This window comes from Roseateles sp. GW823-FHT07B05 (genome assembly GCF_058794515.1).
In genome coordinates, this window is sequence record NZ_JBXAGX010000003.1 from 342,498 (window position 1) to 354,382 (window position 11,885).

Below are 11,885 nucleotides of genomic sequence, written 5' to 3' on the forward strand. Positions count from 1 at the left end.
GCTCAGACCTCGGCCAGCTGCCGCCGCGTGAGCGCGGCCTGTTCCCGCACCCAGTCGGCAAAGGCCTGCACCTCGGGCCGTGCCGACGCGGCCGGTGCGGGCAGCAGCCAGTAGGCATAGGGGCTGGTCAGGCGGCCGGCGGCGCCGAAGGGCTCCAGCAGCTCGGCCCGCTGCAGGTGCTCGTGCACCAGCGGCAGCCGCGCCAGCGCGACGCCCTGGCCGGCCAGCGCGGCCTGGATCTGTTGATAAGTGAAGTTGAAGTACATCCAGCGCAGCGGCTGCAGGTCGGGCTCGCGCTGGCGCGTCAGCCAGTGCCGCCAGGACAGGAACTCGGCGCTGGGCCGCGGGTCGTCCTCCTCGGTCAGCGCATGCGCGGCGAGGTCGCCCGGCCGCCGCAGCGCCGGCAGCCGGCCGTTGCGCGTGGACTCGGCATACCAGGGGCTGACGACGGGCGACACGGTCTCCTCGAACATCAGCTCGCCCGGCGAGCTCAGGCCCGTGCCGGCGATGTAGCGCAGCGCGAGGTCGTGTTCGCCGTCTTCCAGCTCGACGAGGCCGTCCTGGGCCGACACGCGGATGTCGATGTCCGGGTGGTGCTTCTGGAACTCGCACAGCCGCGGGATCAGCCACAGTGACGCGAAGGACGCGAACGTCGTCACGTTGACGACGCGGCGGCCACGCGTGCGGCGGATCTGGCGCACCGTCTGATCCAGCTTGGACAGCACCGCCACGGCCGTGGGCAGCAGCTGGGCACCGTCGCTGGACAGCTCCACCTTGCGCGTGCCGCGCAGGAACAGCGTGCAGCCGATCTCTTCCTCCAGCGACTGGATCTGCCGGCTGATGGCCGACTGCGTCAGGCTCAGCTCCTCCGCGGCGGCCCGGAAGGACAGCAGCCGGGCGACGGCCTCGAAGGCGCGCAGCGGGCCGACGGACAGCGGGCGTTGGCGTATCGGCTGATTCATGCGCGGATGGTATCAATCGCTGCGGCGGAGTCATTGGACCGCCCTGGGTGATCTAAGCAGAATCCCTGACATCAACCGAGGAGCAACATCATGAGCGATGCGCAATCCACATGGCATCTGGACGGCGGCCGGGCCCTGACGCTGGCCGGTGGCGCCGAGGCGCGCCGCTTGGCGGTGGCGCGGGGCCGCGTGTGGCTGACGCTGTCCGGCACGACCGACGCGCCGGCCGAGGACCAGTGGCTGGAGGCCGGCCAGGGGCTGGTGCTGGCGCCGGGCCAGACGGCCGTGCTGGAAGGCTGGCCGGCCGCCGATTTCGAACTGCTGGTGCCGCCCGCCTCAGCCGCGACGGGCCGGGGCCTTCTTGGCCGCCGCCTTCTTGGCGGGCGCTGATTTCTTGACCTTGGCGTTGGCGGCCCGCAGCGCCGCCTCGAACGCCAGCCGCGCCCAGGGCAGCATCAGCGGCGGCGACTCCAGCGCGTCTTCCGGCGCGCGGTAGTAGCTCATCACGGTGCGCTTGCCGTCCTGGGTGTCGTAGCTGAACGGCTCGCAGCCGGCGGCGACAAAGCGTTCGCGGGTCGTGTCATCGGCCTTCAGGAAGAACTGGCCGTCGGCGATCAGCGCCATGAACAGGCCGTCCACGTAGAAGCCGCGGCCGCCGAACATCGCGCGGGTGCGCACCGGGCCCAGCGGCGACAGCAGTTCGACGCACAGGTCGGTGAAGGCATCGTTCGACGGCATGCGGCGAATGTAAGCTCCGGCGCCATGGATGCGAACGACCGCGCCGCGCTCCGGCACAAGCTGATCGAACAACGCCTGGCCCTGCCGAACCGGCTGGACCTCGCTGCCGAGTTGCAGGAGGTGCTCAGCGTCTGGCTGCTGCGCCGCCAGGAAAAGACCATCGGCGCCTACTGGCCCATCAAGGGCGAGTTCGACCCGCTGCCCACGCTGTACCGCTGGGGCGAGAACCACCCCGAGCGCCGCATCGGCCTGCCCGTCGTCGACAAGGAGCACGGCACGCTGCGCTTTCACGTCTGGTACCCCGGCTGCCCGATGGAGGAAGACGCCTTCCACATCCCCAAGCCCAAGGGCACCGAGGCATTCCAGCCCCAGCTGATGCTGGTGCCCTGCCTGGGCTTCGGCCCCTGCGGGCTGCGGCTGGGCTATGGCGGTGGCTTCATGGACAAGACGCTGGCCGAGATGCAGCCGCGGCCCGCGGCCGTGGGCATCGGCTATGCGCACGGCTTCCTGCCGCTGCTCAAGCCCAGCGCGCTGGACGTGCCGCTGGACGCGATGCTGACGGAAGAAGGCGTCGTGTGGGACCGCGAGGGCTGAGCACGCCGCCTGCCGGCGGCCGCGGGCATCGCGCTTGTTGACAAATGAATTCAAACGAATACATTCGTGTTCGTTGGAGTTCATTTGAAGGCAGGTGCCCATGGCGACCCAGACCATCACGATGGAGCCCTTGTCGGCTCGCATCCCGAGCGACCTCTACCTGTGGCTGGCGCAGCTGCAGGTGGACGGCGCCACGACCAACAGCGACAAGCTGCGTGTGCTGCTCTCCCAGCTCAAGCGCCAGCATGACGGCGCGTTCGACTACGTGGCCGCGCACGCCTGGGCGCGTGAGCTGACGCACCGGCTGCGCGAGGCGCTGGTGCGCATCGAGGGCGCCGAGGGCCGCCACTCCGAGGTGCTGGGGGTGCTGGTGGAGCAGGTGACGACGCTGATGGCGCTGGTCATCAGCCATGCGCCGGCGACGGCCGACGACGCCGCCCGCCTGGAGGACGCGCTGGTGCGCCGCGCGGCGCTGCTGGGCGAGTCGCTGCTGCGCCAGGCGACGACGAGTACCGCCCATGCGTTCGACCCCGGGGTGGTGAGGCGCCACCTGGCGCCCACCATCGAGCTGGCTTCCACGTTGAAAGGAGCGTGACATGAGCGATTCCCTGAAGGCCCGCGTTGGCCGCGTCATTGCCGGCGGCATGCATGCGCTGCTGGACCGGATCGAGGACCTGAACCCGCAGGCCGCGATGGAGCAGGCCGTGCGCGAGGCCGACGGCGTCATCGACGAGGTGCGCCACGAGCTGGGCACCGTCAGCGCCAACCGGCACCTGGCGCAGCAGCAGCACGCGCGGCTGAACCGCGGCCACGAGGACTTGCGCGACCAGATCGCGCAGGCGCTGGCGTCGCAGCGCGAGGACCTGGCGCGCGCCGCCGTGGCCCGGCAGCTGGACATCGAGGCGCAGATCCCGGTGCTGGAGACGACGCTGGCCGACCTGGCCCGCCAGGAGCAGGAGCTGCAGGGCTTCACGGCCGCGCTGCTGGCCAAGAAGCGCGAGATGCAGGACGCGCTGGCGGAGTTCCGCAACAGCCGCGCCGCCACGGCATCGGCCGCGCAGCCGGTGGGGCAGGCGGGCGTGGAGCAGCGGCTGTCCAAGGTGACGGAGGCTTTCGACAAGATCTTCCAGCGCCAGACGGGCCTGAGCGGCGCGCCAGCCGGCGACCTGAAGCAGGAAGCGCAGCTGCGCGAACTGGACGAGCTGGTGCGCGACCACAAGATCGCCGAGCGCATGGCCCAGATCAAGGCTGGCCAGAGCTAACAATGCGCCGCATGCAACCAGGGAGGACTGGATGAATCTGTTCACTGTGCCCGAGACGCTGCCCTTCGGCGTCGCCGTGGCCTTGATCGTCGCCATCGCCGCGCTGGAGGGCGTGGGCATGCTGGTGGCGCTGAGCCCCAGCAACGTTCTGGACGACCTGCTGCCGCATGCGGTGCCCGAGTCGGGCCTGGACCGCGTGCTGGGCTGGCTGCACCTGGGCCGCGTGCCGGCGCTGGTGCTGCTGCTGCTGTTCCTGCTGGGCTACGCGCTGTTCGGCTACGCGCTGCAGAAGGTGGCGATGAACCTGCTGGGCAACTTCCTGCCCGCGTGGGCGGCGGGCCTGCTGGCCGTGCCGCCGGGCCTGGCCACGGTGCGCGGGCTGGGCAGCCTGGTGGCCCACATCGTGCCGCGCGACGAGACCAGCGCCGTCAGCGAGCAGTCGCTGGTGGGGCGGGGCGGCGTCATCAGCGCCGGCGCGGCCCGCCGCGGCCTGGCCGCGCAGGCGCGGGTGCGCGACGCCTACGGGCGCACGCACTACCTGATGGTTGAGCCTGACTTCGACGAAGAGGTGTTCGAGGAAGGCGCGCAGATCCTTATCGTGCGCAAGCTGGGTGCGTTCTATCGCTGCATCGCCAACCCGCATCCGAACCTGATCTGACAACACGGGAGCTGAAAGACAACATGGACAACCTCATCGAAATCTCCGCCATCGCCGGCATCGGCCTGCTGGGCCTGCTGACCATCGGCTTCGTCTTCGCGCGGCTGTACAAGCGCAGCACCAAGGAGACCGCCTTCGTGCGCACCGGCCTGGGCGGGCAGAAGGTCATCATGGACGGCGGCGCCGTCGTGCTGCCGGTGTTCCACGAGCGCGTGCTCGTCAACATGAACACGCTCAAGCTCGAGGTGCTGCGCCGCGAGCGCGAGAGCCTCATCACCAAGGACCGCATGCGCGTGGACGTGACGGCCGCCTTCTTCGTGCGCGTGAAGCAGACGGAAGAAGCGGTCAGCACCGCCGCGCAGACGCTGGGCGCCCGCACGATGAGCCCCAACGAGCTGAAGGCGCTGGTGGAGGACAAGTTCGTCGACAGCCTGCGCGCCACGGCCGCGACCATGACCATCCAGGAGCTGCAGGACAAGCGCCGCGACTTCGTGCAGGCGGTGCAGAACGCCGTCGCCGAAGACCTGGAGAAGAACGGCCTGGAGCTGGAGTCCGTCTCGCTGACCAGCCTCGACCAGACCGACAAGCAGTTCTTCAACCCCAACAACGCCTTCGACGCCGAAGGCCTGACGCGGCTGACCGAGCAGACCGAGGCGCGCCGCAAGCAGCGCAACGACGTCGAGCAGGACACCGAGGTGCAGGTGCGCACGAAGAACCTCGAAGCCTCGCGGCTGAAGCTGACCATCGAGAAGGACCAGGAGTTCGCATCGCTGGCGCAGAAGCGCGAGGTGGAAGTGGCGCGGGCCGAGCAGATCGCGCTGATCGCCGCTCAGCAGGCCGAGCGCGGCCGTGAGGCGGAGACCGTGAAGATCGAGGCCGAGCGCCAGGTGGGCCAGCGCCGCATCGAGGCCGAGCGCGAGATCAAGGCGGCCGAGATCGAGAAGAACCTCGTCATCCAGACCCGCGAGATCGAGCAGGAGCGCCAGGCCGAGCTGAAGCGCGCCGAGCAGCGCAAGCAGGTGGAGATTGCGCGGCAGGACACGCAGATCGCGATCGCGACGAAGTCGCGCGAGCAGTCCGAGGCCGACGCGGCCGCCAACCTCGCCCGCGCCGAAGCCGTGAAGGCCGAGGAAACCGTCAACACCGCGCGCCAGGTGGCCGTGGCCGAGCGGGACAAGGCCATCCAACTGATCGAGGCCAGCAAGGACGCCGAGCAGAACGCCATCGCGGTGAAGGTGTCGGCCTCCGCCGAGAAGGAGGCCGCCATCGACCGCGCCGAGGCGCTGACCATCGAGGCCAAGGCCAAGCAGGCGGCCGCGATTGCCGAGGCCGAAGGCCGCCGGGCGATCAACGAGGCGCTGAACATGCTGTCCGCCGCGCAGATCGACCTGCAGGTGCGCACGCAGCTGCTGCAGCAGCTGCCGGAGATCCTGGCCCAGGCCGTCAAGCCGATGGAGAACATCGACTCCATCCGCATCGTGCAGGTCAACGGCCTGCCCGGCCAGGGTCAGGTCGGCGGCGGGGAAGGCGGCGGTGCGGCGAGCGGCGCCACCTTTCCCGAGCAGGTCATGAACTCGGCGCTGCAGTACCAGATCGCCAAGCCCATCGTCGACGCCGTCATGCACGACGCCGGCCTGTCCAACCAGGGCATCACGGGCATCGCGCAGAACCTGGCCGGGCTGCTGAAGCCCGTATCGCCGGCGGCGCCGACGCCGGCGGACTGAGTCAGGACGCGCGCGTCGGCGCGCCCGCGTTCAGCGGCGCGCGACTGGGCGAGGGGCGCCAGCGTAGTCAGCGGGTGGCTTCATCAGCGCCGGATCGGGCTCGCCGCGCCGGATCTTCTCCAGCCGGTAGTTCTGCTCGCCCGAGCGCGGGTCGGCGTCGCGGCTGGAGAGGGTCAGCATCAGCTCCGGCGAGCGCCATACCTCGCGGCTGATGACGATGGGCTTCTCGTTGCCGATCCTGCCGGCTTCGATGGTCCATGTGGTGCGCTCGCCGTTGGCCTTGAGGCCGTCGATCTCCTTCGTGGGCAGTGCCGTCGTCGTGCCGCCGGTGCGCGGCAGCAGCGGACCCTGCAGCAGCAGCGGCGGCACGGGCGGTACCGGCGGCACGGGGGCGGCCATGGGCGCCGGCGGCGCGGGCGGTGCAGGAGGCACCGGCATCTCGCTGGCGCGCAGCACGCGCAGCTCGCGGCGGCGCTCGGGCGCGCTGGCGCCGGCCGGTGCGGGCACGACGACGTCCCGCTCGATGACGATGCCGGGCTCGCCGGCCAGCGCGTGGGCGCGCACGCGCTCGGCGTCGGCACTGCGCGCCTGCTCGGCCACGCGGGCGCCCCATTCCTTCCAGCGCGCGGCCTGCTCCTTCATGCGCTCGCCCCAGTCCTGCATCGACGCCTGCCACGCCGCCTGCGCGGCCTCGTCGTCGCTGCCGCGCCCGCCTACGGTGTAGCCGCGCAGCCGCTGCACGCGCTTCTGCTCGGGGTGGATGACCCAGCTCTCCCTGGCCACCGGGTCGTTCAGGTAGACGACCCGGGGGCCGCCCTCGCGCTGCACCTCGCGCCGCGTGCGGCCTTCGCCGTCGCGGCACAGCTGGCTCTGCTGCTTGCGCACGATGCGGTTTCCGTCGGCCAGCGTCTGCACGTTCTCGTGCACGGCGGTGGCGCAGTAGGGCGCGCCCTTCACGACGCGTTCGCCCTCCAGCTCGCGGCCGGCGAAGGCCAGTGCGCGGTCGCCCAGCGCCAGCTGCACCGGCACGTCGGCCAGCGCGATGGCCACGTCGCGCTCGACCTTGAGCCGCAGCGCGTCGGTGTCCTGTGCGCCCGCGCAGGCGGCAAGGGCGAACAGCGTCAGGCAGGTCAGGGGTTTCTTCATCGGGGTCTCCAGCGGGGTCAGTTCAGCAGTCGCACGGCCAGCACCTGGCCGCTCGGGTTCAACATCAGTTCGGCGCGCACGAACTCGTCGGCACGCGCCGCGTCGAAGGGCAGGCCTAGCAGCGCCAGGCGCTCGCGTGGCAGCTCGGTGGGCTGCAGCCACACGGCGGCGCTGCGGCCGGCGGCCAGCGCGGCGCGGAACTCGCCGTCCGGCACCAGCGGGATGAAGCCGCTGCCGGCGCCGGCCAGCGGCGCGGCGCGGCCACTGCCGGGCGGGTCCAGCAGCAGCACGGCGCTCAGCAGCATGGCCGCTGCGGTCCCCAGCGCGCCGCTGCCCCAGGCCAGGCGGCGCAGCCAGCGCGGTTCGTGCAGCGGCGGCGTTGGGGGCAGCGAATGGCGGGCCTGCAGCTGGCGGGTCAGCGCCGCCAGCACGGCGGCGTCCTGCGCGGCGCCGGGCTGCAGCCGCGCGAAGTCGGCCCGCGCGGGGCGCAGCCAGGCCGGGGTGTCGGGTGTCGGGGTCATGGGCGGTCTCCGGCGTCCAGCAGGTCCGCCAGGCGCTGGCGTGCGCGGTGCAGCCGTGTGCGCAGCACGTCCACGCTGGTGCCGGCGATGGCGGCGGCTTCCTCGTAGCTGCGCTCCTGCAGGTCCACCAGCGTGATGGCCTCGCGTTGCGGCCAGCTCAGGCGGCGGATGGCGGCCCACAGGCCGTCCTCGCGTTGGGCCTGGGTCAGCCGTTCGTCACTGGCCGGCGCGGGTTCGCTGTCGAGCGTGTCGTCCAGCGGCACGTGGCGGCGCGTGTCGCGCCATTGGCTGAGCAACTGGTGCCGGGCCATGCCGGCGAGATAGGCGCCCAGCGAGCCGCGCCCGGCCTGGTAGCCCTGCGGCCCGCGCAGCAGCTGGGCGAAGGCCTCCTGCACGGCGTCCAGCGCCGCGGCCTCGTCGCCGGCCAGCGCCAGCGCGTAGCGGTAGACCGAGCCGCTCTCGCGCCGGTACAGCTGCGCCAGCGCGTCGGCATCACCGGCCGCCAGCCGCGCCAGCAGCGCGCACTCGTCCGAGCCCGCCGCGGCCGGGGCCAGGAAGCCGAGCCGGGTCAACCAGCTCATGACCGGCGGCTGCATGAAAAAGGGGCCTGCAGAACTTGCATGCCCCTATTGAGCGCGGGAGGGCGGAGGCGTTACTCCGGACTATCCCGCTGTCACTTCCGGCATGGGCCGGTGCGCTGGATCAGCTGGCGTCGCCCATTTGCGACTGCAGGTAGTTCTGCACGCCGACGGTGTTGACCAGTTCCAGCTGCGTCTCCAGGTGGTCGATGTGTTCCTCGGTGTCGTCCAGGATGGCGACGAACAGCTCGCGGGACACGTAGTCGCGCACGCTCTCGCAGTAGGCAACGGCTTCCTTCAGGTGGGCGTGGCCGGCCTTCTCGATCTTCAGGTCGCACTCCATCGTCTCGACGGCGTTCTCGCCGATGTAGAGCTTGCCGAGGTCCTGCAGGTTGGGCAGGCCGTCCAGCGTCAGCACGCGCTCGATGAGCTTGTCGGCGTGCTTCATCTCCTCGATGGACTCTTCGTACTCGTGCTTGGCCATCTTCATCAGGCCCCAGTTCTTCAGCATGCGGGCGTGCAGGAAGTACTGGTTGATGGCGGTCAGCTCCAGCTTGAGCTGGGCGTTCAGGTGCGCGATGACTTGCGGGTCGCCTTTCATGGCGGGCTCCAGATTCGTGAAATTGGTCGGCAGTATCGCGAGCGAAAGCCCTTAGGCAAAACCGCTCTTTTTGCAAATGAGATCGATTCGCATTAGACTTCGTACCCATGATTGTCTGTGTCTGCCACCGCGTCTCCGACCGCGACATCGCGATTGCCGCCTCCAGCGGTTGCCCCAGCTTCGAGGCCTTGCAGGATGACCTGCGCGTGGCCACGGCCTGCGGCGCCTGCCGCGACTGCGCCTGCGAGGTGTTCGAGGAAAGCCGCGTCAAGGGGGGCGCCCGGGCCCGCAGCACCGCCACCGTCATCCCGATGCTGCTGTCGGCCTGAGCCCAGCTAGAATCACGACCCAGGCGCCAGGAAGTGGCGCCATTTTTTTGTTGGTCCTTGCCCGAAGTCGTTGTGTTGTCGCAGCCTCTCAAGGCCGGGCTCGACAGCACGACAACCGCAAGGAAATTTCATGAGCACCCAGCAGACCGGCATCGTCAAGTGGTTTGACGACGGCAAGGGCTTCGGCTTCATCACCCCCGCCGACGGCGGCAAGGACCTCTTCGCCCACCACAGCGAAATCAAGAACAACGGCGGCTTCCGCACGCTGGCTGAAGGCGCTCAGGTCGAGTTCGAAGTGAAGCAGGGCCCCAAGGGTCTGCAAGCCGCGAACATCCGCGCGCTGTAATTCACGTCGGCCCCGCGCCCCAAGCCCGCTCGCTGAGCGGGCTTTGTGCTTTTCAGGGCCTGTCCAACGACAATCCAAGGCTATGTCCGCTCTGCCCGTTGCCGCGCCCAAGGCGCTGACCGCGTATCGCCCGTTCTGGGCCAAGCGCTTCGGCCCTGCCCCCTTCCTGCCCATGAGCCGGCAGGAGATGGAGCAGCTCGGCTGGGATTCCTGCGACATCATCATCGTCACGGGCGACGCCTACGTCGACCACGCCAGCTTCGGCATGGCCGTCATCGGCCGCACGCTGGAGGCGCAGGGTTTCCGCGTCGGCATCATTGCGCAGCCCGACTGGAACAGCGCCGACGCCTTCAAGGCGCTGGGCAAGCCCAACCTGTTCTTCGGCGTCGCGGCCGGCAACATGGATTCGATGATCAACCGCTACACGGCTGATCGGAAGATCCGCAGCGACGATGCCTACACGCCCGGCGGCGAAGGCGGCAAGCGCCCCGACCGCGCGACGCTGGTCTACACGCAGCGCTGCCAGGAGGCGTTCAAGGACGTTCCCATCGTCATCGGCGGCATCGAGGCTTCGCTGCGCCGCATTGCCCACTACGACTACTGGCAGGACAAGGTGCGCCGCTCCGTGCTGGTGGACAGCAAGGCCGACCTGCTGGTCTACGGCAACGCCGAGCGCGCCATCGTCGAGATCGCGCACCGGCTGGCCCGCCGCGAGCCCATCGAGGCGCTGACCGACATCCGCGGCACCGCCTTCATGCGCCGCGACGACGACCCGTCCGCCGACGGCTGGTTCGAGCTGGACTCGACCGAGGTGGACCGCCCCGGCCGCATCGACGAGCTGATCAGCCCCTACCAGGAGATCAAGCAGGAGACGACCTGCGCGACCAGCGACGAGCCGGACGCGCCCAAGCCCATCACGATCCACAAGACCGGCCGCATCAGCATGCCGCCGCGGGAGCGCACCGTCGTGCGCCTGCCGGCCTACGAGGTGGTGAAGAGCGACCCGGTGCTCTACGCCCACGCCAACCGCGTGCTGCACCTGGAGACCAACCCCGGCAACGCCCGCGCGCTGGTGCAGCGCCACGGCGAGCGCGACCTGTGGATCAACCCGCCGCCCATCCCGCTCTCGACGCCGGAGATGGACCATGTCTTCGACCTGCCCTACGCCCGCGCGCCGCACCCCAGCTACGCCGACGAGAACGGCAGCCATGACGGTGCGACCAAGATCCCGGCGTGGGAAATGATCCGCTTCAGCGTCAACATCATGCGCGGCTGCTTCGGCGGCTGCACCTTCTGCTCCATCACCGAGCACGAGGGCCGCATCATCCAGAGCCGCTCGGAAGACTCCGTCATCCGCGAGATCGAGGAGATGCGCGACAAGGTGAAGGGCTTCACCGGAATCGTGTCCGACCTCGGCGGCCCGACGGCCAACATGTACCGCATCGGCTGCAAGAGCCCCGAGATCGAGGCCGCCTGCCGCAAGCCCAGCTGCGTCTACCCGGGCATCTGCCCGAACCTGAACACCAGCCACGACCCGCTCATCAAGATGTACCGCCGCGCGCGTGCGCTGCCGGGCGTCAAGAAGATCCTGATCGGCTCCGGCCTGCGCTACGACCTGGCCGTGCAGTCGCCCGAGTACGTGAAGGAGCTGGTCACGCATCACGTCGGCGGCTATCTCAAGATCGCGCCCGAGCACACCGAGGGCGGGCCGCTGTCCAAGATGATGAAGCCGGGCATCGGCACCTACGACCGCTTCAAGCAGATGTTCGAGGCGGCCAGTGCCGCGGCGGGCAAGAAGCAGTACCTGATCCCGTACTTCATCGCCGCCCACCCCGGCACCAGCGACGAGGACATGATGAACCTCGCCGTCTGGCTGAAGAAGAACGGCTTCCGCGCCGACCAGGTGCAGACCTTCTACCCCAGCCCCATGGCCACGGCCACGGCGATGTACCACTCGGGCCGCAACCCGCTCAAGGGAATCAGCCGCGACGAGACGCGCGGCGAGAAGGTCGACATCGTGCGCGGCGAGCGCCGCCGCCGGCTGCACAAGGCCTTCCTGCGCTACCACGACGCCAACAACTGGCCGCTGCTGCGCGAGGCGCTGAAGGCCATGGGCCGGGCCGACCTCATCGGCAACGGCAAGCACCACCTGATCCCGACCTACCAGCCCGTCACCGACGGCAGCTACGAGAGCGCGCGGCGCAAGAACTCCACGCCGACCCCGGCCGCCGCCAAGTCGTCAGCACCGCGCAAGGGTCAGGTCCTGACTCAGCACACGGGCCTGCCGCCGCGCGTCACCGGCGCCAGGCCGGCGGCCCGCGCGGCGGGCGTGCGTCCGGGCAAACCCGGTAAGCGCTGACCCCTGGAGGCGGGCTTTTGCCCGCGCTTTTCGTGGCAGCGTGCCTGTGGATGCACTACGCTTGCGT

At 70.0% G+C, this 11,885-nt stretch carries 15 protein-coding genes; 9 read left to right on the forward strand and 6 right to left on the reverse strand.

The genetic code is table 11. The features are described 5' to 3' along the window. Window positions 1–2: 2 nt before the first annotated feature. A complete protein-coding gene (locus tag AC1Q7O_RS09775) occupies window positions 3–962 on the reverse strand; it encodes a LysR family transcriptional regulator (protein ID WP_492658933.1) in 960 nt (319 codons plus the stop codon). A 90-nt stretch (window positions 963–1,052) separates the two neighbouring features. Here AC1Q7O_RS09775 and AC1Q7O_RS09780 point away from each other — a divergent pair, with 90 nt between their 5' ends. Beyond that, window positions 1,053–1,352, forward strand: coding sequence for a DUF2917 domain-containing protein (locus AC1Q7O_RS09780; protein WP_492658932.1), 300 nt, complete (start codon window positions 1,053–1,055; stop codon window positions 1,350–1,352). Here the strand turns inward: AC1Q7O_RS09780 and AC1Q7O_RS09785 are convergent. Next, window positions 1,299–1,700 carry a TfoX/Sxy family protein gene (locus tag AC1Q7O_RS09785; RefSeq protein WP_492658931.1) on the reverse strand — a complete coding sequence of 134 codons (402 nt, stop codon included), beginning with the start codon at window positions 1,698–1,700 and terminating at the stop codon, window positions 1,299–1,301. The genes AC1Q7O_RS09780 and AC1Q7O_RS09785 overlap by 54 nt on opposite strands. A gap of 24 nt (window positions 1,701–1,724) precedes the next feature. On the opposite strand from AC1Q7O_RS09785, the gene AC1Q7O_RS09790 reads away from it, so the two are divergent. The 5 genes from AC1Q7O_RS09790 to AC1Q7O_RS09810 all read left to right on the forward strand — a co-directional run bounded on the left by AC1Q7O_RS09790 (window position 1,725) and on the right by AC1Q7O_RS09810 (window position 5,938). Then, window positions 1,725–2,294, forward strand: a complete 570-nt coding sequence (locus tag AC1Q7O_RS09790) for a 5-formyltetrahydrofolate cyclo-ligase (protein WP_492658930.1) — start codon at window positions 1,725–1,727, stop codon at window positions 2,292–2,294. A 100-nt stretch (window positions 2,295–2,394) separates the two neighbouring features. Next, entirely contained in the window at window positions 2,395–2,889 is a 495-nt protein-coding gene (locus AC1Q7O_RS09795; protein WP_492658929.1) for a hypothetical protein, read from the forward strand. Between the two features lies 1 nt (window position 2,890). Next, complete coding sequence (locus AC1Q7O_RS09800; RefSeq protein ID WP_492658928.1) at window positions 2,891–3,556, forward strand: PspA/IM30 family protein; 666 nt, start codon at window positions 2,891–2,893, stop codon at window positions 3,554–3,556. Window positions 3,557–3,587: 31 nt separating this feature from the next. Then, window positions 3,588–4,214, forward strand: a complete 627-nt coding sequence (locus AC1Q7O_RS09805) for a YqiJ family protein (protein WP_492658927.1) — start codon at window positions 3,588–3,590, stop codon at window positions 4,212–4,214. A gap of 23 nt (window positions 4,215–4,237) precedes the next feature. After that, window positions 4,238–5,938: a flotillin family protein gene (locus AC1Q7O_RS09810; RefSeq protein WP_492658926.1), complete on the forward strand. Its 1,701-nt coding sequence runs from the start codon at window positions 4,238–4,240 to the stop codon at window positions 5,936–5,938. Between the two features lie 30 nt (window positions 5,939–5,968). Here the strand turns inward: AC1Q7O_RS09810 and AC1Q7O_RS09815 are convergent, their stop codons facing one another. The 4 genes from AC1Q7O_RS09815 to bfr form a co-directional block, all read right to left on the reverse strand. Next, window positions 5,969–7,084: a hypothetical protein gene (locus AC1Q7O_RS09815; RefSeq protein ID WP_492658925.1), complete on the reverse strand. Its 1,116-nt coding sequence runs from the start codon at window positions 7,082–7,084 to the stop codon at window positions 5,969–5,971. 17 nt (window positions 7,085–7,101) lie between these two features. Beyond that, entirely contained in the window at window positions 7,102–7,605 is a 504-nt protein-coding gene (locus AC1Q7O_RS09820) for a hypothetical protein (RefSeq protein WP_492658924.1), read from the reverse strand. Continuing rightward, window positions 7,602–8,186 (reverse strand): RNA polymerase sigma factor, encoded by a 585-nt coding sequence (locus tag AC1Q7O_RS09825; RefSeq protein WP_492658923.1) that lies wholly within the window; start codon window positions 8,184–8,186, stop codon window positions 7,602–7,604. The genes AC1Q7O_RS09820 and AC1Q7O_RS09825 overlap by 4 nt, the downstream gene beginning before the upstream one ends. A 121-nt stretch (window positions 8,187–8,307) precedes the next feature. Then, window positions 8,308–8,784, reverse strand: a complete 477-nt coding sequence (gene bfr / locus AC1Q7O_RS09830) for a bacterioferritin (protein ID WP_492658922.1) — start codon at window positions 8,782–8,784, stop codon at window positions 8,308–8,310. Window positions 8,785–8,891: 107 nt separating this feature from the next. Here bfr and AC1Q7O_RS09835 point away from each other — a divergent pair, with 107 nt between their 5' ends. The 3 genes from AC1Q7O_RS09835 (at window position 8,892) to AC1Q7O_RS09845 (ending at window position 11,818) form a co-directional block, all read left to right on the forward strand. After that, window positions 8,892–9,113, forward strand: coding sequence for a (2Fe-2S)-binding protein (locus tag AC1Q7O_RS09835; protein WP_492658921.1), 222 nt, complete (start codon window positions 8,892–8,894; stop codon window positions 9,111–9,113). Window positions 9,114–9,243: 130 nt separating this feature from the next. Further along, window positions 9,244–9,459 carry a cold-shock protein gene (locus AC1Q7O_RS09840; protein ID WP_233374702.1) on the forward strand — a complete coding sequence of 72 codons (216 nt, stop codon included), beginning with the start codon at window positions 9,244–9,246 and terminating at the stop codon, window positions 9,457–9,459. Between the two features lie 82 nt (window positions 9,460–9,541). Next, window positions 9,542–11,818: a YgiQ family radical SAM protein gene (locus tag AC1Q7O_RS09845; protein ID WP_492658920.1), complete on the forward strand. Its 2,277-nt coding sequence runs from the start codon at window positions 9,542–9,544 to the stop codon at window positions 11,816–11,818. Window positions 11,819–11,885: the final 67 nt, after the last annotated feature.